This is a genomic window from Marivivens sp. LCG002, from assembly GCF_030264275.1.
In the GTDB taxonomy this organism is placed as follows: domain Bacteria; phylum Pseudomonadota; class Alphaproteobacteria; order Rhodobacterales; family Rhodobacteraceae; genus Marivivens.
On the sequence record NZ_CP127165.1, the window covers coordinates 1,678,214 to 1,698,253 of the forward strand.

21 protein-coding genes are annotated in these 20,040 nt (G+C 57.7%); 12 read left to right on the top strand and 9 right to left on the bottom strand.

The features are described 5' to 3' along the window. Positions 1 to 11: 11 nt before the first annotated feature. From QQG91_RS08310 to QQG91_RS08335, 6 genes are all read left to right on the top strand, one after another. The gene (locus QQG91_RS08310) at positions 12 to 200 is read left to right on the top strand and encodes a hypothetical protein (RefSeq protein ID WP_285769761.1); all 189 of its coding nucleotides are present in this window, start codon (positions 12 to 14) and stop codon (positions 198 to 200) included. Between the two features lie 275 nt (positions 201 to 475). Further along, a complete protein-coding gene (locus tag QQG91_RS08315) occupies positions 476 to 1,681 on the top strand; it encodes an AGE family epimerase/isomerase (protein ID WP_285769762.1) in 1,206 nt (401 codons plus the stop codon). A gap of 216 nt (positions 1,682 to 1,897) precedes the next feature. Then, the gene (locus QQG91_RS08320) at positions 1,898 to 2,782 is read left to right on the top strand and encodes a DMT family transporter (protein WP_285769763.1); all 885 of its coding nucleotides are present in this window, start codon (positions 1,898 to 1,900) and stop codon (positions 2,780 to 2,782) included. A 61-nt stretch (positions 2,783 to 2,843) separates the two neighbouring features. Next, positions 2,844 to 3,665 (top strand): alpha/beta fold hydrolase, encoded by an 822-nt coding sequence (locus tag QQG91_RS08325; RefSeq protein ID WP_285769764.1) that lies wholly within the window; start codon positions 2,844 to 2,846, stop codon positions 3,663 to 3,665. A gap of 50 nt (positions 3,666 to 3,715) precedes the next feature. After that, a complete protein-coding gene (locus QQG91_RS08330) occupies positions 3,716 to 4,006 on the top strand; it encodes a Dabb family protein (RefSeq protein ID WP_285769765.1) in 291 nt (96 codons plus the stop codon). Next, entirely contained in the window at positions 4,006 to 5,214 is a 1,209-nt protein-coding gene (locus QQG91_RS08335; RefSeq protein WP_285769766.1) for an MFS transporter, read from the top strand. The genes QQG91_RS08330 and QQG91_RS08335 overlap by 1 nt, the downstream gene beginning before the upstream one ends. Positions 5,215 to 5,286: 72 nt before the next feature. Here QQG91_RS08335 and QQG91_RS08340 read toward each other — a convergent pair whose 3' ends face one another. Beyond that, positions 5,287 to 6,876, bottom strand: a complete 1,590-nt coding sequence (locus QQG91_RS08340) for an alpha-amylase family glycosyl hydrolase (protein WP_285769767.1) — start codon at positions 6,874 to 6,876, stop codon at positions 5,287 to 5,289. Positions 6,877 to 6,985: 109 nt separating this feature from the next. Between QQG91_RS08340 and QQG91_RS08345 the strand changes: the two genes are divergently transcribed. The 5 genes from QQG91_RS08345 to QQG91_RS08365 all read left to right on the top strand — a co-directional run bounded on the left by QQG91_RS08345 (position 6,986) and on the right by QQG91_RS08365 (position 12,379). After that, positions 6,986 to 8,008, top strand: coding sequence for a LacI family DNA-binding transcriptional regulator (locus tag QQG91_RS08345; protein WP_285769768.1), 1,023 nt, complete (start codon positions 6,986 to 6,988; stop codon positions 8,006 to 8,008). A 166-nt stretch (positions 8,009 to 8,174) separates the two neighbouring features. Further along, positions 8,175 to 9,446 carry an ABC transporter substrate-binding protein gene (locus QQG91_RS08350; protein WP_285769769.1) on the top strand — a complete coding sequence of 424 codons (1,272 nt, stop codon included), beginning with the start codon at positions 8,175 to 8,177 and terminating at the stop codon, positions 9,444 to 9,446. 104 nt (positions 9,447 to 9,550) lie between these two features. Continuing rightward, a complete protein-coding gene (locus tag QQG91_RS08355; protein ID WP_285769770.1) occupies positions 9,551 to 10,531 on the top strand; it encodes a carbohydrate ABC transporter permease in 981 nt (326 codons plus the stop codon). Next, positions 10,531 to 11,361 (top strand): carbohydrate ABC transporter permease, encoded by an 831-nt coding sequence (locus tag QQG91_RS08360; RefSeq protein ID WP_285769771.1) that lies wholly within the window; start codon positions 10,531 to 10,533, stop codon positions 11,359 to 11,361. The genes QQG91_RS08355 and QQG91_RS08360 overlap by 1 nt, the downstream gene beginning before the upstream one ends. Positions 11,362 to 11,374: 13 nt before the next feature. Next, complete coding sequence (locus QQG91_RS08365; protein ID WP_285769772.1) at positions 11,375 to 12,379, top strand: ABC transporter ATP-binding protein; 1,005 nt, start codon at positions 11,375 to 11,377, stop codon at positions 12,377 to 12,379. A 30-nt stretch (positions 12,380 to 12,409) separates the two neighbouring features. Here QQG91_RS08365 and QQG91_RS08370 read toward each other — a convergent pair whose 3' ends face one another. From QQG91_RS08370 to QQG91_RS08395, 6 genes are read right to left on the bottom strand one after another with little or no spacing between them, the layout of a single operon-like run. Beyond that, complete coding sequence (locus tag QQG91_RS08370) at positions 12,410 to 12,799, bottom strand: carboxymuconolactone decarboxylase family protein (protein WP_285769773.1); 390 nt, start codon at positions 12,797 to 12,799, stop codon at positions 12,410 to 12,412. A 29-nt stretch (positions 12,800 to 12,828) separates the two neighbouring features. After that, a complete protein-coding gene (locus tag QQG91_RS08375) occupies positions 12,829 to 14,307 on the bottom strand; it encodes an aldehyde dehydrogenase (protein ID WP_285769774.1) in 1,479 nt (492 codons plus the stop codon). Positions 14,308 to 14,316: 9 nt separating this feature from the next. Beyond that, the gene (locus QQG91_RS08380) at positions 14,317 to 15,348 is read right to left on the bottom strand and encodes an LLM class flavin-dependent oxidoreductase (protein ID WP_285769775.1); all 1,032 of its coding nucleotides are present in this window, start codon (positions 15,346 to 15,348) and stop codon (positions 14,317 to 14,319) included. A gap of 18 nt (positions 15,349 to 15,366) precedes the next feature. After that, positions 15,367 to 16,233, bottom strand: a complete 867-nt coding sequence (locus QQG91_RS08385; protein ID WP_285769776.1) for a flavin reductase family protein — start codon at positions 16,231 to 16,233, stop codon at positions 15,367 to 15,369. Between the two features lie 44 nt (positions 16,234 to 16,277). Continuing rightward, complete coding sequence (locus tag QQG91_RS08390) at positions 16,278 to 17,057, bottom strand: alpha/beta fold hydrolase (RefSeq protein ID WP_285769777.1); 780 nt, start codon at positions 17,055 to 17,057, stop codon at positions 16,278 to 16,280. Then, positions 17,029 to 17,628 carry an amino acid synthesis family protein gene (locus tag QQG91_RS08395; RefSeq protein WP_285769778.1) on the bottom strand — a complete coding sequence of 200 codons (600 nt, stop codon included), beginning with the start codon at positions 17,626 to 17,628 and terminating at the stop codon, positions 17,029 to 17,031. The genes QQG91_RS08390 and QQG91_RS08395 overlap by 29 nt, the downstream gene beginning before the upstream one ends. A 106-nt stretch (positions 17,629 to 17,734) precedes the next feature. Here QQG91_RS08395 and QQG91_RS08400 point away from each other — a divergent pair, with 106 nt between their 5' ends. Further along, positions 17,735 to 18,580 carry a LysR family transcriptional regulator gene (locus tag QQG91_RS08400; protein ID WP_285769779.1) on the top strand — a complete coding sequence of 282 codons (846 nt, stop codon included), beginning with the start codon at positions 17,735 to 17,737 and terminating at the stop codon, positions 18,578 to 18,580. A 2-nt stretch (positions 18,581 to 18,582) separates the two neighbouring features. Here the strand turns inward: QQG91_RS08400 and QQG91_RS08405 are convergent, their stop codons facing one another. Beyond that, the gene (locus QQG91_RS08405) at positions 18,583 to 19,017 is read right to left on the bottom strand and encodes a DMT family transporter (protein WP_285769780.1); all 435 of its coding nucleotides are present in this window, start codon (positions 19,015 to 19,017) and stop codon (positions 18,583 to 18,585) included. Between the two features lie 67 nt (positions 19,018 to 19,084). Next, positions 19,085 to 19,960, bottom strand: coding sequence for a LysR substrate-binding domain-containing protein (locus QQG91_RS08410; protein WP_285769781.1), 876 nt, complete (start codon positions 19,958 to 19,960; stop codon positions 19,085 to 19,087). Between the last annotated feature and the right edge of the window lie 80 nt (positions 19,961 to 20,040).

Consider the following 20,040-nt stretch of genomic DNA (forward strand, 5'->3'; position numbering starts at 1 on the left):
GGAGAAGACCAATGACGACATTTCAATCGAATGATCACAGCGCCACCCAGAGCAAAACGGATCGGCTTTTCGCCGAGTTGCATCGGGTCGAAAAGCAAATTCATATCAAATCCGATCTTCAGATGCCCAAGCGACCGCCTGCCCCCAAAACGATCCTCGAAGCGATTAGCCTGATCGGACTGTCGAGCCTGATGGATTGACGGTTTTTTGACACCATTGACGGGTTTCCGACAGGGTCCTTTGGACCTTCAACTGTGCGGATGCCGATTTGACGCAACTCGGGTTTGATCGACATAGTCGGCGTTATCCCCTCTCTGTCTCTACGGCGGCAGAGCGTCCCAAACGGGTGATGCCTGTCCCGATTGCACACCCAAGGAAACCGTGTCCAAGATTTGGATGCGGTTTCTTACTTTGCGCATGGACTTTGGAGTGTTAGCGCTAGAAGATGCCGCCAAAGCATCCTTGGAACCGCAAAATGACCATCTCGGCTGACCGACTTCTTTCGCACGCACATGACCTGTTCCGCTTTTTCGGCGCACCTTCGGTGAACCCCAAAGGCGGCTTCTATCAGCTCGACGGGAACGGAGCGCCGATCATAGGCGGCGAAAACGGCACGCTGCGCGAGCTTCATGAAACCACGCGCATGGCGCATTGCTATGCTCTCGGCACCTTAATGGGGATCGAAGGCGCGCGCGAGATCATGGATCACGCGATGGACTTCCTTCTCCATGGCCACCGCGACACTGTGAACGGCGGATATTTCTGGGGCGTCGACGACAGCAGCCCCCTGCGCAGCGACAAACAAGCCTATGGCCATGCCTTTGTGCTCTTGGCGGCCGCGAGCGCCGGCCTTGCGGGACACCCCGAAGCCAAAGCGCTCCACGAGGATGTTATGACAGTCATCCTCGCCCGTTTCTGGGACGAAAGCGCTGGCGCAATGACCGAAGAATATACCGCAGATTGGCAGAGGCTCAGCGACTATCGCGGGCAGAACTCCAATATGCATAGCACCGAAGCGCTGATGGCCGCCTATGAAACTTGGGGCGATGCGCGCTGTCTTGAAATGGCGGTCCGTATCTCAGAGCGCGTGATCAACACCAACGCCCGCAAGGCCGGCTGGGTCGTGCCCGAGCATTTCGACCAGAACTGGAACGTCGAACCCGATTTTGCGGGCGATCCGATGTTCCGCCCTGCTGGCACCACACCCGGACACGCCTTGGAATGGGCCCGTCTTTTGGTTCAGCTCTGGCACCTGACGGATCGCGCCCACGACTGGATGAAAGAAGCGGCCCTCGCTCTTTTCGAGACCGCAGTTACCCAAGGCTGGTCCGAGCCGCGCGGCGGGTTTCACTACACGCTTGAGTGGGACGGCACGCCCGCGATGCGGAACCGTTTCTGGTGGCCCTGCTGTGAAGGCGCGGCGGCGGCTTCGGTCCTTGCCAACCTGACCCAAGACCAAACGATTAAGGACTGGGAAGCGAAAATCTGGCAAGTTCTCGAAACCGATTTCATCGACCACGCCAAAGGCGGCTGGTGGCCCGAAGTCGACGAGAACGGCGCCCCCCGCACTACGGTCTTCAAAGGCAAACCCGACATCTATCATGCCCTCCAAGCCTGCCTGATCCCGCTTTTCCCGCAGGACAAAGGCATCGGGCCGAGCATCAAGGCGAGTACAGCATAACATCTGCGATTTTTCAGTAAACTTGCTCCAAACGCATGTTTTCTTGCAGTCGGCAATAGGCGGTAGGTGAGTGATCAAAGACCTACTTTGAACCTTTCGAGAGCAAAGCTTAACGCGCTTATAAGTATACCTAATCTTGCCATCGGTGGCGGCGGGAGTAACGTGGGCCAAGACGACGGGTTTGCACCCATTTTGCGTCTTTTCAAGAAAGCTCCCATGACTGCCCAATTATACCGCCAATCGAACACGCTCGGCATTGTTTTGGCCGGCACATCCTTTGCCTTTTTCGCCCTCGCAGATGCCATCGCCAAGCTGATGGCCGATACTTATCATCCGGTTCAGGTGGCCGGCTTGCGCCAGCTCGGGCTTTTGGCAGGGGTGCTGCTCTGGATTGCGATCAAGGGGACCAAGGATCTCAGAACTCAGCAGCCCAAGCTCCAGATTTTCCGCGGGCTTTGTGCTTCGCTCTCGGCGGTTCTTTTTGTCTTTGCACTCCGTTATGTGCCGCTTGCCGATGCGACCACGATTGCCTTTGTCGCTCCGTTCTTCGTAACGATCCTTGGGTCGCTCTTCCTAAAGGAACCAATCGGACCGCGCCGCTGGTTCGCGGTCGGTGCGGGATTTACGGGCACGCTCATCGTCATGCGACCGGGGTTCGAGGGCTTTCATCCTGCCTATCTTCTGGTGCTCGTCGCCGCGCTCCTTTTTGCAACGCGCCAGCTGATTTCGCGCAATCTCAGCACCACCGAAAGCACCGTCTCGACCGTTGCCTTTACCGCAGGGGTGAGTGCCGTTGTGCTTGGCATCGGGCAGATCTTTGTCTGGAAGCCCATAGCTTCGGAACATATCCTTCTTTTCGTCATCTACGGTATCTTGGCTGCTGTAGGAGAATTGCTGGTAATCAAGGCGCTGGAAATCGCGCTCGCCGTCGCGGTTGCTCCGATGCAATACACCATGATCATCTGGACCAGCATCCTCGGGTATCTGATTTTCGGACAAACGCCAGATACGCTCACCCTCATTGGGACGACGATCATCATTGTCTCGGGGCTCTTTACCATCTGGCGCGAATATCAATTGGGGCGGCAGCGGTCAGAGTGACACATTGCGCGACTGACCTTTCCTGCGCTATGCGCCCCGAGCAAATGGGTGGGAGAGCAGAATGACAGCGCTGGACGGCATCAATGTCGAGACCTTTGGCACAGGGCCGCGGCGTGTGGTGGCGCTTCATTGTGCACTCGGCCGTGCCGCCACATGGTCCGCTCTGTCCCGTCATCTCGAGGAGGCAACGATCACCGCCCCCGACTGGCCGAGCCATGGCAAAAGCGTGCCTTGGACCCGCAATGACCTTATGCTTGAAACAGCTATCAGTATCGCGGCCGAGTGCATCGGAGGTGAGCCTGTCGATCTTGTCGGACACAGCTACGGGGCTTTGGTTGCGCTTCACCTTGCGACCGAGCGCCCCGAGTTGGTAAAGAGCCTGACCCTCATCGAGCCGATCTTTCTAGTTGCTTGTGCACATGATGCGCCCGAGGTGCTCGACAGCTATCTCGCCGATATGCTCCCGCATTTCGAAAGCCTGATGGCGGGAGACACCGAAACCGCAGCGAAGGAGTTCATCGGCATGTGGGGTGGCGGCGCAAGTTGGGAGCACATACCCGAGCCCGTTCGTGCGGGTCTTGTGGCGCAAATCCCCGTCATCACCGCCTGTCGTCCCGGAGACTACAACAGTGCCAAGGATGAAGAGGCGCTCGCCCGTCTGGGACGTTTGACGATGCCAGTCCTGCTCGTCCACGGAGATCGCACGGTAGAGATCATCAAGGTGATCATGCAGAGCCTTGCGCGCCGCCTTCCCCAAAGCGAAAGCGCCGTGATCGAAAAGGCAGGACATATGGTCGCGAATACCCATGCAAAAGTTATTGCAGAGATCCTGACCCGTTTTTGGACAGAACAGGAAAACCGCCTCGTTTCGCCCTTGTGTTAGCGCAAGCAACGGCAGCATAGTCCGGCAAATCAATTTTTTGGATTTGCCCCATGATACGCCATGCTGCGCTGTTCCGCCTGACTCATCCCAAGGGGTCTGAGGCGGAAACACGGTTCCTCGAGGCGCTCGCCACATTGAGCGACATTCCGGGTGTTTTGGACTTTGCCATCTCGCGCGAGATTAGCCCCAAGAATGCATTCGACTTTGCGGTGTCGATGAGCTTCGCGGATCAAAGCGCCTATGACGCCTATAACGTCCATCCGCTGCATGTGACCTTTGTTCAGGACAAATGGCTCCTCGAAGTCGCCGAGTTCATGGAACACGATACGGTCGCACTTTGATGAAAAACAAACTCGGAAGGCTCTCTTTCACACCGATTACGGTGCTGCTCGGGGTCGCGATCTTTCTGATCGGGATTACAGCGGCCTCGGTTAATCCATATCGCGGAATTCTTGCGATCGATAATCTGGGGATGTCTAACGACACCTTTGCCTTGGTGCTGACCTTCGGCTCCATCGCGGCTGCAATCGGCTCGGTCATTATGGGCTATGTGTCGGATCGCGTGAATGACAGGCGCAAGCTGGTCATCGGCGCAGCGCTAGCGGGGGCAATTGCTTACGGGCTCATTTTCTTCGTCCAGACCCAGCTTTCGTTCATCATCGCGGTCTGTGTGTTTCTGCCCTTTGGCGGTGCGGTCATGTCGCAAAGCCTGTCCTATGCCCGCGCCCATCTCAACGATACGCTCGGGCCTCAGGCCGAATTCATGATGTCGCTCTTGCGGACCCTCTTTTCTGTGGCGTGGATCATCGCGCCCCCCGCGGCAGGATGGATCGCCGCGAACCAGTCTGTTTTCCTGATCTTCCTCATCGCGGCGATTGCCCAGATCGGGGCTGCGCTGACCTATGTCGTTATTCTTGGTCGCCCCGAAGGCGCTATCCCCAAGACTGCACCCCAACCCCAAACATCGGGGATCGCCAAGGAACGCGCCCTCCCCCTCTCCAAGATTTTGGGACTTATGGGCGTTATGGGTGCGCGGATCGCTGTTCTTGGCCACATGACGGTCTTTCCGCTCTTTATGGTCAATGACGCGGGCGGAACCTTGGGACAGCTGGGGCTTGCCTCGGGCCTTGCTGCCTTTCTCGAAGTGCCGCTTATGCTCGCGTGGGGCTATGCGGCAATGCGCCTGCGTAAAGAAGGGATCATCGTTGCAAACGCGGTTGTCTTTGCGATCTATCTCTTTGCCCTCGGGCAAACGCAGACCGTAGTCCAAGTTTTCTGGCTTCAGGTTTTGAACGCTTTGGCGATTTCGGGGCTTTTGACCATGATCATCAGCTATACCCAAGAAGCGATCAAAGGCCGCGTCGGTCTTTCGACCTCTCTCTTGGACGTCATGACGCTGATCGCTGGTTTTGTGAGTGCAGGTCTCATCGCTTTTCTCGCAACAGAGGAGCACTACGCGGCCGTCATCTCGGCTCTGGCGTTTTTCTCACTCGCGGGTGCAGGATTGCTTTTTGCGGGCTGGCGGCTCGAAGGTAAAACCGAAAGCTGATCCCTCATTCACAAATGAAAAGGCCCACGTCGCAAGACGCAGGCCAGTTCTGCCTTAGGGAGGCATTTCGAGTTAGGCGCGGCGCCCGATAAATACGCCGTTCGGTCCGAGTTCAAGCGTCGCGCCCGAAACGGTCGCGTTGTTCGAAACATCGGCAGCCAGTGTATCGGTCAGAGCAACGCTCTGCGCCTCGTTCGAGAGGTTGAAGTAGCAATAAACCTCGCCCCCGCGCGCAAAGCCGAGCACTGGCTCGGGTAGGTCAAAGAAGGTGGTGCCACCCGATTTAAGCGCCTCGCTGCCTTTGCGATAGGCGAGCATGTCCTTGTAGAACGCACGAACCGAAGCTTCGCCCTGCTGCGCTGAATAGCTGCGCTCGAACTGGGGCGCTTTGATCGGGAGCCACGGCTTCACCTCTGAAAAGCCGCCGAATTCCGACTGGGAATCCCAGACCATCGGCGTGCGGCAACCGTCACGGCCCTTGTCCTCGGGCCAGAACATGATGCCCTGCGGATCGGTCAGCTCTTCATAGAGCATCTCGGTTTCAAGCTGGCCATGCTCCTCACCCTGATAGAGGCAGATCGAGCCCTGAAGCGACATCAAAAGTCCGCCCGCAAGTTTCGCAAGATCATCATGGCTTGCCGCATAAGGCATCCAGCGCGTGGCGTGACGCACCACATCATGGTTCGAGAACGCCCAGCAGGGCCAACCGTTCGGAGCAAGGCCAAAGAACTCTTCGATCTGTTTGCGGAAATGCGCCGCCGTGAACTTAAACCCAAGCATTTCAAACGAATAGGCCATATGGAGACGACCATCGCTGGTGTATTGGCCCATCATTTCCGTCATGTGGTGGGTCTCGCCCACTTCCCCAACCAGCGTGCGATCATCGTATTCATCCATCAAAGCCCGCATCTTCTTGAGGAACTCGAGGTTCTCGGGCTGGTTTTTGGAGTAGAGGTGATACTGCATATCATAGGGCTTCCACGCAGTCCGAGCCTCGGGACGGAAATCCGCTGCGTCATCGCGCAAAAGCTTGTCATGGAAGTAGAAGTTCACGGTATCGAGACGGAACCCGTCGACCCCGCGATCCAGCCAGAACCGCAGCGTATCGAGCGCATATTCCTGAACTTCGGGATTGTGGAAATTGAAGTCAGGTTGCTCTCGCAGGAAGTTGTGCAGGTAATACTGCTTGCGGCGCGGCTCCCACTCCCATGCGATACCGCCAAAGATCGCCTGCCAATTGTTCGGGGCGGTGCCATCGGGGCGTGGATCGGCCCAGACATACCAATCAGCTTTGGGATTGGTGCGGCTCGAACGCGATTCCTGAAAGAAGGGATGCTCGTTCGAGGAATGCGAAATCACCTGATCGATCAGGACCTTGATGCCAAGCGAATGCGCTTTGGCGACCATATCGTCGAAATCCTGAAGCGTGCCGAAGGTGGGGTCGATGTCGCGGTAATCCGAGACGTCATAGCCCATGTCGCGCATCGGCGAGGTAAAGATCGGGCTAAGCCAAATCGCGTCAACACCAAGATCTGCAATCGCTTCTAAACGCGAGGTAATTCCCGGAATATCGCCGATACCGTCGCCGTTGCTGTCCATGAACGAGCGCGGATAGATCTGATAGATCGTCGCCCCTCTCCACCACTCTGATGTTGCAGCCATTCTTTCCTCCCTTGGGCAGCCGAAACGTTTCGGAATCATCAAGAGGGTTGCCCGAAACGTTTCGGGATGGCAAGCATATTTCTCAAAGACCTATGAAAGCGAACAAACGATGACGACACTCAAAGACCTCAGCCGCCATCTGGGACTCTCGGTCACCCAAGTTAGTCGTGCGCTCAACGATCATTCCGACGTCAGCGACGGCACAAAAGAGCGCGTGCGTCAGGCCGCTTTCGAACTCAACTACCAGCCTAACCTTATGGCGCGGCGGCTTGTGACAGGTCGTTCGGGCATCGTGGGCTTTCTCCAACCACGCATCCCGACTTCGGCTGAATCCGCGTTTTTCACCAACTTTCTTTCGGGGCTTTCCGAGAATTTCGCCAAATTCGATCGACAATTCATGCTGCATATGTCGGACAAAACCACCGACGAGCTCGAGGCCTATGACCGCCTCGTCCGCACCCGCTCGATTGACGGTTTTGTCGTCACCGAACCCGCTTTTGATGACAAACGGGTCAATTTTCTGAGAAAAAAGAAGATTCCCTTTGTGCTTCACGGGCAAACGATGGATGCGCCGGATTATCCGTTTTTCGATATCGACAACGTCGCGGTTGGGTATGACCTCACCAAAATGCTGATCGACCGTGGGCACAAACGGATTTTGTTTATCAACGGCGCACAGGCCGCCTCTTATGCGGAGCGCCGTGTGATAGGCTATCAAAAAGCTCTGAAAGAAGCTGGCATCAAGTTCGATCCCGATATGGTCGTGCGCGGCAACATGGTCGCCGAGACAGGGCTTCTTGAAACCATTCGGGCTTTTCAACGCTCAGGCGAAAAGCCGACTGCGATTATTGCGGGCAATACACGAATCTCGACCGGCGCTCTTATGGCTCTTTCTGCAATGGGGCTTTCTATGCCCGACGATGTTTCGCTGGTGGCGCATGACGATCAGCTTCCCGCCGACTCGAACGGTGATTTGCCCCGCCCCGTCTCGGGCACCTCCTCACCTCTGAGCGCCAGTTGGGAACCTCTGGCCGAGAATCTCAGCCGTTTTTTGGACGGAGCAGAGCTTTCCGAAGTGCAAACCATCGCGCCGCACACCTTTGTTGACCTTGGGTCAATCAAGACTATCTAACTGATACAAAAACATTTTTATAAAAATACTGCGTCCTTCAATCTGAGTAATTGACAAATGAAGGGCGCGGACCTTAACCTAACCGAAACGTTTCGGTGAATTTTCGAAGTTCCGGACCGTTTGGGACGCACATCGCGTCTGCCATTACTTTTTGGGAGGAAACACTATGGCAAAATCACTGAAAACCATTGCACTTCGCGGCACCGCTGCTGCGTTCGTTGCTGTGGCTGGTGTATCGGCACAGGCTGCTGAAATCACCTACGTCTCGGGCGCAACCGGCGCTGCTATCGAAAACTTCGCTGCGCTTGTTAAGCCATGGGAAGAAGCAACCGGCCACACCGTGACCATCGTTCCGATGCCTTCGTCGACCACTGACCAGTTCGGCCAGTATCGTCTGTGGCTCGCTGCCGGCAACGGTGACATCGACCTCTACCAGACCGACGTTATCTGGGCTCCGCAGCTTGCAGAGCACTTCGTTGATCTGCGTGAAGCTGCTGGCGACCTCGTCAACGAGCACTTCCCCTCGATCATCGAATCCCAGACCGTAGACGGTAAGCTCGTTGCTCTTCCGATCTTCACCGACGCACCGGCACTCTACTACCGCAAGGACCTTCTCGAGAAGCACGGCGCTTCGGTTCCGACCACCTGGGAAGAGCTGACCGCAACCGCTCAGATGGTTCAGGACGCAGAGCGCGCTGCCGGCAACTCGGAAATCTTCGGCTTCGTATGGCAGGGTAACTCCTACGAAGGTCTGACCTGTAACGCACTCGAGTGGCTCAAGTCCTCGGGCGGCGGCCAGATCGTTGAAGCCGACGGCTCCATCTCGGTCAACAACGCAAACGCCGCAGCTGCTCTCGAGCTCGCTGCTTCGTGGGCAGGCACCATTTCGCCCGAAGGCGTTCTTTCCTATCAGGAAGAAGAAGCCCGCGGCGTATGGCAGACCGGTAACGCTGTCTTCATGCGTAACTGGCCCTATGCCTACTCGCTCGGCAACGGCGCAGACTCGGCAGTTGCCGGTCTCTTCGACGTAGCTCCGCTTCCGTCGGGCCAAGGCCACGGCGTATCGGCTGCAACGCTCGGCGGCTGGAACGTAGCTGTTTCGAAGTATTCGGACGATCAGGAAGCCGCGATCAGCCTCGCAGTTTACCTCGCTGGCGCCGAAGCCCAGAAAACACGCGCTCTCAACGAGTCGAACCTTCCCACCATCATGAGCCTTTATGATGACGCAGATATCGCTGCTCAGCAGCCGATCATCCCGCGTTGGAAGGACGTCTTCCTTGCAGCCGTTCCGCGTCCGTCGGCACCGACCCGTCAGGACTACAACGAAGTTTCGACCTTGTTCTTCTCGGCCGTTCACAGCGTTCTTTCGAAAGAAGCCAACGCAGCTGACGCCCTTGCAGATCTCGAAGCCGACCTCCAGGACCTTCTGGACAAGTAATTCCTCCCAACTCTGTTAAACTCAGTTAAAACAGAGACGAGGTCGGGGGCGCAGTTTACTCTGCGCCCCCGAACTGCTCCTGATGGTGGACAACGAGGAACCCCATGACTCAATCCAACACCAAATTTACCGGTCTCGCTTCAGGGAAGAACCTAAACCTTCAGCAAAAACGCATTCGCTCGGCTTATGTTTTTCTCGCGCCGATGATCATTATGCTTGTGATCGTCGCTGCTTGGCCCCTTTTCCGCTCGATTAGCTTTTCCTTCACAGACGCAAGCGCCAACACGATTTTCAATGGCCAGTCGGAATGGGTGGGCTTTGAAAACTACCTAGAGCGCCGTGTGCGCGCCAATGGCGAAGTGCGCTGGCGCGGTGTGCTTGCCGATGCCGATTGGTGGAACGCTGTATGGAACACCGTCCGCTTCTCGATTGTTTCGGTCACGCTTGAAACGCTGCTCGGGCTTTTGGTTGCTCTTGTCCTCAACCTCGAATTCAAAGGCCGCGGCCTTGTGCGTGCGGCGATCCTGATCCCTTGGGCGATCCCGACCGTTGTGTCGGCACGTATGTGGGGCTGGATGCTCAATGACCAATTCGGGATCATAAACCACATTCTCTTGAGCGTCGGTTTGATCGACTCTCCGATTGCATGGACCGCGCAGCCTGATACGGCAATGCTTGCGGTGCTGATCGTCGATGTGTGGAAGACGACGCCCTTTATGGCGCTCCTCATCCTTGCCGGTCTCCAAATGATCCCGCGCGACATGTATGAAGCGGCCAAGATCGACGGGATCAACCCGATCAAGGTCTTCTTCAAGGTTACGCTCCCGCTCTTGAAGCCCGCGATCCTTGTTGCGGTGATCTTCCGTGCGCTCGACGCGCTCCGGATCTTTGACCTGATCTATCTTCTCACGCCGCAGTCCGGCTCGACCATGACGATGTCGGTTCTCAGCTACCGCGAGATCCAACAGTTCGGGGACTATGGTGAAGGCTCTGCAATGTCGACGCTCCTGTTCCTGATCATCACGACCTTCGTGCTCTTGTATATCAAACTGGGCCGTTTGAACCTCGGTGGGGAGACACGCTAATGAAACGCTCGAAACTTAGAACAACCGCCTTTTACTTTTGCGTTGCTCTGATCGTCATCATTGCGGTTTTCCCGTTCTACTATGCGATCATGACCAGCTTTGAGACGGGCACAGCGATCTTCCGTCCGAACTTTCTCCCCGAAAGCTTCTCGTGGGACAACTACAAGGCCATTTTCAGCCGTTCGGGCTTTATCCGCTCGGTCCTGAACTCGGTGCTGATTGCGGGCGTCACCGTGGGCGCGGCGCTTCTTCTGGCAGTCACCGCCTCCTATGCGCTGGCGCGTGTCCGCTTCAAAGGTCGCGGACTGCTCCTCATGACCATCCTCGGCGTTTCGATGTTCCCGCAAATCGCGGTTCTGTCGGGCCTTTATGAGCTGGTCAAACTCCTCGGGCTCTACAACACGCCTTGGGCGCTGGTGCTCAGCTATACGATCTTCACCCTGCCCTTCACCGTCTGGGTTCTGACCACGTTCATGCGTGATCTTCCGATGGAAATCGAAGAAGCAGCGATCGTGGATGGTGCAAGCCCGTGGATCATCATCACCCGTGTGTTTATGCCGCTTTTGTGGCCCGCACTTGTGACGACCGGTCTTCTGGCCTTCATCGGGGCATGGAACGAATTCCTCTTTGCTCTGACCTTTACCATTTCGGCAGATCAACGCACCGTTCCCGTGGCGATCGCGCTTCTTTCGGGCGCAAGCACGCAGGAAATCCCGTGGGGTCCGATTATGGCAGCGAGTGTGGTCGTGACCATTCCGCTCATCGTTCTCGTGCTCATTTTCCAACGCAAAATCGTAGCTGGCCTCACGGCTGGTGGCGTCAAAGGCTGATAAGAGGCTTCAAATGGCAAACATCACACTCAAATCGGTCCGCAAATCTTTTGGCGGTATTGAAGTCATCAAGGGCATCGATCTTGAAATTCGCAAAGGCGAGTTCATGGTCTTTGTCGGTCCCTCGGGCTGCGGTAAATCCACGCTCCTTCGTTTGATCTCGGGTCTCGAAGAAATCACGTCTGGTGATCTTTTGTTCGACGACGAAAAGGTCAACGACGTCGTGCCCTCCGAGCGCGGCATCGCCATGGTGTTCCAGAGCTATGCGCTCTACCCGCATATGAACGTCTACGAGAACATGGCGTTCGGATTGAAGCTCTCTAAGAGCACCAAGGCAGATATCGAAGAGCGCGTCCGCAAGGCCGCCGAAATGCTCCAGATCGACCACCTTCTCGACCGTCTGCCCCGTCAGCTTTCGGGCGGTCAGCGTCAGCGTGTGGCCATCGGCCGTGCGATTGTCCGCGACCCGCGTGTGTTCCTCTTTGACGAACCGCTCTCGAACCTCGATGCTGCGCTGCGCGTTGCAACACGTCTCGAGATCGCCAAGCTGCACCACGACATGAGCAACGTCACGATGATCTATGTGACGCACGATCAGGTCGAAGCGATGACCCTTGCCGACCGTATCTGCGTGCTGCGCGATGGTCTGGTGGAGCAGGTCGGCACTCCTGCCGAGCTCTATGAAAAGCCGAACTCGGTCTTTGTCGCGGGCTTCATCGGCTCGCCCAAGATGAACTTCCTCACAGGCAAGTTCGCAGAGGCCGCCAACTGCACCACGCTCGGTATTCGTGCAGAACACATCGAGATCGTGGACGAAAGCGAAGCCACTTGGACCGGTAAAGTCGTTCACGCCGAAGATCTCGGCTCGGACCACTTCCTCTTTGTGGACATCGGCTCAGAAGAACCTGTGGTCGTGCGCCAAAGCGGCAAGCTTGTGCGCGGACTTGGCGGAACGGTTTCGCTCCGTCCGCTTCCAGGTCATCTTCACCTCTTCGGGCCGGACGACAAGCCCCTCTAATAAGTCAAAGGGCGCCGCAAGGCGCCCTTTTCATTTGGCTTCCAGCTCTTCGAGCACTTTCCTTGCGGCTCTGAAGCATTCGAGCGCTTGGGGCACGCCGCAATAGATCCCGATCACATGGATGATTGCGCGGATTTCTTCCTTGGTTACACCGTTGTTGATCGCACCGCGGCAATGCAGCTCCCATTCGTGCATCTTGCCGAGCGCGCCGATCATCGAGAGGTTCATCATCGAGCGGGTCTTTGCGTCGATCACGTCGTCACCCCAGCCAAAACCCCAGCACCACGCCGTCATCGCCTCTTGGAAGGGGCGCGTAAAATCGTCTGCAGCGGCAAGGTTCTTTTCGACATAGTCCGCGCCAAGGGTAGCTTTGCGCTGCTCTAGTCCTTTAAGAAACAGGTCTTCGTCAAATACGCTCATCTCGGGCCTTTCTTGCAAGTTCCCCCACGCTAGCGCATCACAAAGGGGTTCGCCATCGGTGCGTCGGATGTATTGATCCAGGTGGTCTTGGTGCGGGTATAGTCGAGAACGCTTTCAAGCCCTGCCTCGCGTCCATACCCCGATGCGTTGAACCCACCAAAGGGTGCGATGGGCGAAATCGCGCGATAGGTGTTGATCCAACAAATCCCCGAGCGGATGCGTTTGGATACGCGATGCGCCCGTGCAAGGTTTTGGGTAAAGATGCCAGACCCAAGGCCATATACGCTGTTGTTGGCCAGCGCGATTGCCTCTTCCTCGGTATCGAAGGCAAGGAGCGACATGACGGGGCCGAACATCTCGACATGGAGTGTTTCAGTCTCGGGTCCGTTGCATTCGACCAGTGTCGGGGCCACGAAATTGCCGGCCCGCTCCACGGCTACCCCGCCGAAATGCACAGTTGCCCCCTGCTCTTTCGCCTTGGCGAGGGTCGCTTCGATCTTGCGCACCTGCGCCTCGGTGCAAAGGGGGCCGACATGGGTGGTGGAGTCCAGTGGATCACCGATCACGATGCCCTTGGCCTTTTCTGTGATCTTCTCGATGAGTGCAGGCAGGATTGACCGCTGCACGAGACCACGGGTTCCCGCCACGCAAGACTGCCCCGAAGCGCCAAAGTTTCCAGCAATAAGCCCATTAGCCGCCCCGTCGAGGTCGGCATCGTCGAAGACCAGAATGGGGGACTTGCCGCCAAGCTCCAGCGTCGTCACCGCAAAGTTCTCGGCCGAATTTCGGATCACATGACGCGCGGTTTCCGGCCCGCCTGTAAAGGCGATGCGGTCCACCATCGGATGCCGCGTCAAAGGAGCCGCGCAGTTCTGGGCGTCACCTGTAATGACCGAAACAACACCAGCGGGGAAGCCCGCCTCTTCGATCAGTTTTGCAAATTCAAGCATTGGCGCAGGCGCCTGCTCGGAGGCCTTGAGAACGACCGTGCAGCCCGCTGCGAGTGCTGGGCCAAGTTTGGTTGCAGTAAGGAACATCTGGGCATTCCACGGCACCACGGCGGCGACCACCCCGATGGGCATGCGCGAGGTAAAGACATGCATGTCGGGCTTGTCGATGGGAAGGACTGCGCCCTCGATCTTATCCGCCAGCCCTGCGAAATAACGGTAGTAGTCCCCGACATAGCGCGTCTGGCTTGAGGTTTCGGCCAAAAGCTTGCCGCTGTCCGTCGTTTCGATCGCCCCAAGTTCGGCGGCACGTTCCTCGATCAGATCGGCAAGACGATAGAGCAGCTTGCCCCGCGCCGTGGGGGTGATGTCGCGCCACTTCGGATCATCGAGCGCACGGGCAGCGGCCCGAACCGCACGATCCACGTCTGCAGCGCTGGCACAAGCAAAGGTCGCCCAAGTCTGCCCCGTCGCAGGGTTCTGGGTTTCCATCACCTGCCCTTTGCTGCCTTCGGTCCAAGCGCCATCGATGAAGAGCTGAAAATGCGGTTGTTTGGTCATAGTCTCTCCTCACCCGAATGCGGGCATGACGTCGTCGATGAAGCGGGCAAGCGAGGCGCGTTTGCGCTCGGTTGTCATGCCACTATCCACCCAGAACGAGAATTCATCATAGCCCAAATCCTCGTAGCGTTTGATATGGTCGATCACCTCTTGCGCCGTGCCCATTGTCAGATCGCGGCGCAGGTTCGCAGGGGCCATCATCGCGTTGGCGTCCATATCCTCCTGGCTGATCGTTTCGATCAGACCTTGCGAAATCGGGCGCTTATTCTGGAACCATGCGCCGAAGTAATTGTAATAGCGGCTGAAATCCTTGGCAGCTTGCTCAAGATCAGCCTCGTCTGCCCCGACATAGCAATGGTGAAGAAGCATGATCTTGGGCCGTTTGCCCCCCGCCGCACAAGCGTCATTGAAACGGCCCATGAGAGTTTCGACCTCGGCCATCCCCTGCCAAAGCGGCGTAACTTGAACGTTAAAGCCGTTCTGGACAGCAAATTCGTGGCTATTGGGGTCCCGCGCGGCGATCCAGATCGGCGGGCCGTCTTTTTGCACGGGCTTGGGCGACGAGGTGGTGGCTGGGAAGGAATAATAGGTGCCTTCATGGGCGCAGTCCCCCTCCCAGAGCTTGCGGATCAGGGGCGCTGTCTCGCGCATCCGCTGCCCTGCATCCCATGCATCAAGGCCAGGCATCAGGCGCTCGTATTCATAGCTATAGGCGCCGCGCGCAATCCCGATCTCAAGCCGACCGCCCGTCATAAGGTCGGTCGCCGCAGCCTCACCCGCTAGTTTGATCGGATGCCAGAAGGGAGCAATAACCGTGCCGGTTCCGAGCTTTACGTTTTTGGTGCGATGGGACAGGTCCATGATCGACAGGAACGGATTGGGCGAGATGGTGAACTCCATCGCGTGATGTTCCCCCGTCCAGATCGCCCGCATCCCGCCTTGGTCGGCCATTTCGCAAAGCCCGATGAATTCGGAATAAAGCGTCTCGTGCGATTGCGAGGGGTCCAGACGCTCCATGTGAGCAAAGAGTGAGAAGTCCATGAAAAGGCGTCCTTTTCGTTAGCTGTAATGAAGATCACCGCCGTCGACATCCCCGACATAGAGGCCGAACTGCCCCGTCAGATATTCGCCGGCATAGCGGGTCAGCGTGGCGCCCTGACCCGGCACGGGAAAACGGAGCGCGCCAAGTTGGTCGATTGGGACGAACTGGCCGTGGGGTGTCTGACCGTCGATCATCGACGCACGAAAACAGGTGTGGTGCTCTGCGCTGTCGGAGTGGTCATAGATCGAATAGACCTGACCGAGCCGCGCGTTGAGCCCCATATCCGTGAGCCTTTGGATCATCGCATCGCGCAAAAGTCCGCGCCGCTCGACCTCAACTTGAGGAAGAGCAAAGCCGCCTTCGACGGGGATCAAAAGGATCTTGCCCTCGCTCTCGACAATGGCCGAGGCGATATTGGCAAGCCCCCGCGCAGGCGCACGCGCCGCCTTTTGCTCGAGACCGAGCGAGAAATACTTGCCACCCGCATATCCAAGACCGCGCTTGTCGCTCTGCTCGAACACGGCCACCTGCCCCATAAGAACGATATGATCGCCCGCATCGATGATCTGATGCGTTTTGCAGCTAAAGGTCGCCGCCGCGCCCTCCATCACGGGGATGCCATGGCAATCAGGTGTGGTCGGCACTTGGGCAAAGCGGTCGCCCTTGAAGCTGGCAAAGATGTTGGAGACGGTTTCCTGCCCTTCGGCCAAAACGCTGACCGCAAAATGAGTGCAGCTTTCGAACTTGGCAAAGCTGGAGAGGAACCGCCCTGGACAAACCAGAAGCAAGGGCGGGTCCATCGAGACCGAGGTGAAGGAATTGGCCGTAAAGCCGAAACATTCGCCTGCTACATCGCGCGTGGTGACAACTGTAACGCCCGTCATAAAACTCCCAAAAGCAGAGCGCAGGGCGCGAGGATCGATTGCGGTCATCCCAGCACCTCAGCAGCAAGCGCGAGAATGGCGCGGTTCACCTCGTCTCCATGGGTCATCGGCATCATATGTGCGGCTCCTTCGACGATCACGGCGCGGCCCTTTGGGGCGAGTGAGGCCATGGCTTGGCTCATCGCGGGGGTGGAATTGGGCTCGAGCGCGCCCGTCATGAAAAGCGCCGGCATCTCAAGCGCGGCCAATGCGCTGCGCGAAGGCCCGTCAGAGGTTGCAAAGACGCCATAAGCTGCTTTGTAACCCTTGGGATCGGCACCAATGAGCCAGTCACGGCAAGCCAGTGCCTCGGGCGATTGCAGATCGTCGAACCAGCGTAACAACGTCGGAGTCGGATCGCCTACGGCGCTCTCGCTCAGTCCCGCCGCCCTCTTGCGGACGGCTTTCGCGGCCTCGGGACTGCGTTCGAAAATCGAATTGAGGGCCACAACGCCGCGCACCTTTTGCGGATAGCGCGCCGCCAGATCGAGCGCGATCATCGCCCCCATCGAATGTCCGACGACTAGAGCGCTCTCCTCAATCACCTCGGCAACAAGATCGCTATAGCGGCCAAGAGAGATTTCCCCCGCAAGCGTCGCGCTTTCGCCGTGCCCAGCCATATCGGGGGCGATCACCTCGAAGCCTTGGGAAAGCGGGCCGATCTGTGCGCCCCACGCTTCGGCCCGAAGACCGACGCCATGCAAAAGCACGATTTTCGGCCCCTGCCCTTGGCGGATCGCACGCAGCGCCCCAAGGTCAGACCGCTGCCGGATTGTCCAGATCATGCCCGAGGTCTTTCAAATCCTGATAGCGGTCGCCAATACGGTGATGCGGCCGGCCCGTGGTTGCACCGCCAAGAACGACGACGATCTCGTCTGCGCATGGGGCGTCGGGGATCGAGAATTGGACAGTAAGATAGTGCGACCGCCGCCCCGCATCGTTCTTGTCCATCAGCGGCACCATGATGGGCGCATTCGCAGGACCACGCGTATTTGTGAAGGAGAGATAGGACTTTGCTTGCACGGCTTCGCGGAAATGGTTCCCGAACCGCAGGGTGTGTATGAGGCCGGAGGCGTGCTCCACCTCGCCATCAAGCCCCACGACGGCGGCTTTGCCATAGGCCTCGATCGCCTCGCCCGAGCCAGCCAAGGCGATGATGCGGCGGGTCAACTCTTCGCCCAAGGGCGGTGCAATCTCGCGGATCAACGGGCCAAGGTCCTCGACATAGCGCCCTGCCCATGGGTTCTTGACCACTGCGGCGACGGCAAACATGCGCCAGGGGCGCGGCGCAGGGCGAAAGCCCTCGATCAAGGTTTCCTCGTCATAGGTGACGAACTTGCGAATTTCCAAGGTCAAAACGGTCCTCCCACGTTGGAAGACCATCTGCTCTCACATCGCTGATTTTGACAAACGAGATAAAATGCGGCAAAGGCATTAGCGTTACTAATGGCTGGGTTCCATCATGGCGCGATCACTCCCTCCACTCAACTGGTTCCGCTCGTTCGAGGCGGCGGCGCGGCACCTTAATTTCACTGCTGCGGCGGCGGAACTTGGCCTGACGCAATCGGCGATCAGCCAACAGGTCCGGTCGCTTGAAACCCGTTTCGGCGTGCAGCTTTTCGAGCGCAAGGCGCGCGGTCTTTCGATCACGGACGATGGCCGCAAGCTCTTGCCGCAGGTCGGGGCAGCGCTTGAAATTCTAGGTGCAGCCTCTTCAACCTTTGATGCAGGCCCGACGGAACAGCTCTTGACCATTGCAACCTCGGTCAGCGTGGCCCAGTGGATCCTTGCCCCGAGGATCGACGCGTTTCTAGCAAATCACCCTGATCTTCGCGTCCGCTTTCTGTCCACAGTCTGGCCCGACGAATTCAAAGCTTCGATTGCGGATGTCGAGATCCGCTTCGGTGCGGAAAAACAGGTCGGCCATAATGCCGTGCGCCTTGGTCCCGATTATCTTGTCGCGATTTCCAAAGAACCGCTGGACGGTCTTGAGGGACAAAGAATGATCGAAACGGTCGGCACCTCGATGTCCTGGCAAAACTGGAGCGCAGCGCATTGCAGGCAACAAACCCTCGTGCCGAGCCTTTATACCGACAGCTTCGGCCTTGCGCTCGAACTCGCATCCAAAGGTCAAGGCGTGGCATTGACGAGCTCCCTTCTTGCTGCGGGCGCACTAGCCAAAGGGGAGCTTTTCCAGATCGGGGATGCGATCCTTGTGAACCCCGAAGGCTATTTCTTAGCCATCGATGAAAACGTCAAAGCAGCAGGAGCGTTTCGGGATTGGCTCCTCGACGCAATTGCCGCCTAAGCTCAAACCTTCTGCGTGACAAAGACGCCCAGCGCCATGATGGCAAGACCCACGCCGCGGGTCAGGCTGATCGGGGTCTGGTTCGCCCCAAAAAGACCAAAGTGGTCGATGATCGCCGCCGAAATCAACTGACCGATTAGAACGAAGAAAACCGCATTCCCAACCCCGATCTTAGGCGCAATCCATGTGACCGAAAGAACGTAGAATGCCACGAATGTGCCCCCGAGAAAGAGGTGCTTGGGCGCTGTCACCAGCTTGGCGAAGCCTGCGCTGCCCGTCATGAGGGCCGTGACAAAGGCAATCGTGAGGGCCACGACAAAGAGCACAGTGGCCGCCGCTGCAGGCGATCCAACATGGCGGCCAAGCGCGGCATTCAAAGCCGCAAGCATCGGGATGCCGATCCCAGCAAGCAGCATGACAAACTGTGATCCACCCATTTCGCCTCTCCCTTAATTTGAGCGGAGCGTAAACGGGCGCGGCAGGAGTTCAAGCGCTAGTTTGCCGCTAGACGGTAAGTGGGATCGCCCCGTCCCCCCGCAGCTCTCGGGCGAGATAGTCGGAAAGCCGCGAGGTGATCGCGCTTGTCTCGCCAAGTCCAGTTACCAAGGCAAGTTCAAGGACAGGTAGCGGTGGAAGCCCCTCGGCCTCGCCCAAGGGCACAAGGCCAGCGGTAATGGAAGATTCAACCATGCCTACGATGGCAAGCCCCGCTTGCGCTACGGCCACAAGCCCCAACAGGCTCTGGGTTGATGTGACAACGCGATAGGAAACATCTGCGGTTTGGAGCGCCTCGAGCGCGATGCGCCGCGCGATGTCGCCCGCATCGAACAACGCCACGGGAAGCGGATCGCGTAGCCACGCCTTATGCTCGAGCGACCCTGCCCAAACGAAACGCTCGCGTCGGAACACCGTAAAGCTTTGCCCCATCTCGCGGGTCACAAGGGCAAGGTCGAGCTTGCCTTCGTCAATGAGACGCAAAAGCTTTGGGGATTTGTCAAAGGTGAGCTCTACATCGACAAGCGGATACTCCTGCCCGAACCGCGAAATAGCAGGTGCGAGGAGCCATGTGGCGTAATCTTCGGGCATACCAAGCCGCACGGCTCCGACCGCCTCTCCCCCGCGCAGGCTCGCCAGAGCCTCGTTCGAGAGGCGCAAAAGTCGCCGCGCATGAAGGAGAAGCTCCTCGCCGGCTGGATTGAGCCGCAGCGAGCGTCCCTCTTTGTGGAACAGCGGGCGACCGACCGTCTCCTCCAAGCGCTTTATCTGCATGCTGACGGCCGATTGACTCCGTCCGACACGATCCGCCGCAAACTGGATATTCCCGCAATCCACAACGGCCACAAAGCTTTTGAGGAGCACAAGATCTAGCGGGTCTGACATAGTTCAGATTTCCTGATGCTTTTCATCAAATCTATTCGTTTGAATGGATCGATGTCCAGTCGTTAGATGACCGGGAAATC

Coding starts and splice junctions, on each gene's coding strand:
- QQG91_RS08310 (WP_285769761.1), top strand. CDS start 12: ATGACGACATTTCAATCGAATGATCACAGCGCCACCCAGAGCAAAACG.
- QQG91_RS08315 (WP_285769762.1), top strand. CDS start 476: ATGACCATCTCGGCTGACCGACTTCTTTCGCACGCACATGACCTGTTC.
- QQG91_RS08320 (WP_285769763.1), top strand. CDS start 1,898: ATGACTGCCCAATTATACCGCCAATCGAACACGCTCGGCATTGTTTTG.
- QQG91_RS08325 (WP_285769764.1), top strand. CDS start 2,844: ATGACAGCGCTGGACGGCATCAATGTCGAGACCTTTGGCACAGGGCCG.
- QQG91_RS08330 (WP_285769765.1), top strand. CDS start 3,716: ATGATACGCCATGCTGCGCTGTTCCGCCTGACTCATCCCAAGGGGTCT.
- QQG91_RS08335 (WP_285769766.1), top strand. CDS start 4,006: ATGAAAAACAAACTCGGAAGGCTCTCTTTCACACCGATTACGGTGCTG.
- QQG91_RS08340 (WP_285769767.1), bottom strand. CDS start 6,876: ATGGCTGCAACATCAGAGTGGTGGAGAGGGGCGACGATCTATCAGATC.
- QQG91_RS08345 (WP_285769768.1), top strand. CDS start 6,986: ATGACGACACTCAAAGACCTCAGCCGCCATCTGGGACTCTCGGTCACC.
- QQG91_RS08350 (WP_285769769.1), top strand. CDS start 8,175: ATGGCAAAATCACTGAAAACCATTGCACTTCGCGGCACCGCTGCTGCG.
- QQG91_RS08355 (WP_285769770.1), top strand. CDS start 9,551: ATGACTCAATCCAACACCAAATTTACCGGTCTCGCTTCAGGGAAGAAC.
- QQG91_RS08360 (WP_285769771.1), top strand. CDS start 10,531: ATGAAACGCTCGAAACTTAGAACAACCGCCTTTTACTTTTGCGTTGCT.
- QQG91_RS08365 (WP_285769772.1), top strand. CDS start 11,375: ATGGCAAACATCACACTCAAATCGGTCCGCAAATCTTTTGGCGGTATT.
- QQG91_RS08370 (WP_285769773.1), bottom strand. CDS start 12,799: ATGAGCGTATTTGACGAAGACCTGTTTCTTAAAGGACTAGAGCAGCGC.
- QQG91_RS08375 (WP_285769774.1), bottom strand. CDS start 14,307: ATGACCAAACAACCGCATTTTCAGCTCTTCATCGATGGCGCTTGGACC.
- QQG91_RS08380 (WP_285769775.1), bottom strand. CDS start 15,348: ATGGACTTCTCACTCTTTGCTCACATGGAGCGTCTGGACCCCTCGCAA.
- QQG91_RS08385 (WP_285769776.1), bottom strand. CDS start 16,233: ATGACGGGCGTTACAGTTGTCACCACGCGCGATGTAGCAGGCGAATGT.
- QQG91_RS08390 (WP_285769777.1), bottom strand. CDS start 17,057: ATGATCTGGACAATCCGGCAGCGGTCTGACCTTGGGGCGCTGCGTGCG.
- QQG91_RS08400 (WP_285769779.1), top strand. CDS start 17,735: ATGGCGCGATCACTCCCTCCACTCAACTGGTTCCGCTCGTTCGAGGCG.
- QQG91_RS08405 (WP_285769780.1), bottom strand. CDS start 19,017: ATGGGTGGATCACAGTTTGTCATGCTGCTTGCTGGGATCGGCATCCCG.
- QQG91_RS08410 (WP_285769781.1), bottom strand. CDS start 19,960: ATGTCAGACCCGCTAGATCTTGTGCTCCTCAAAAGCTTTGTGGCCGTT.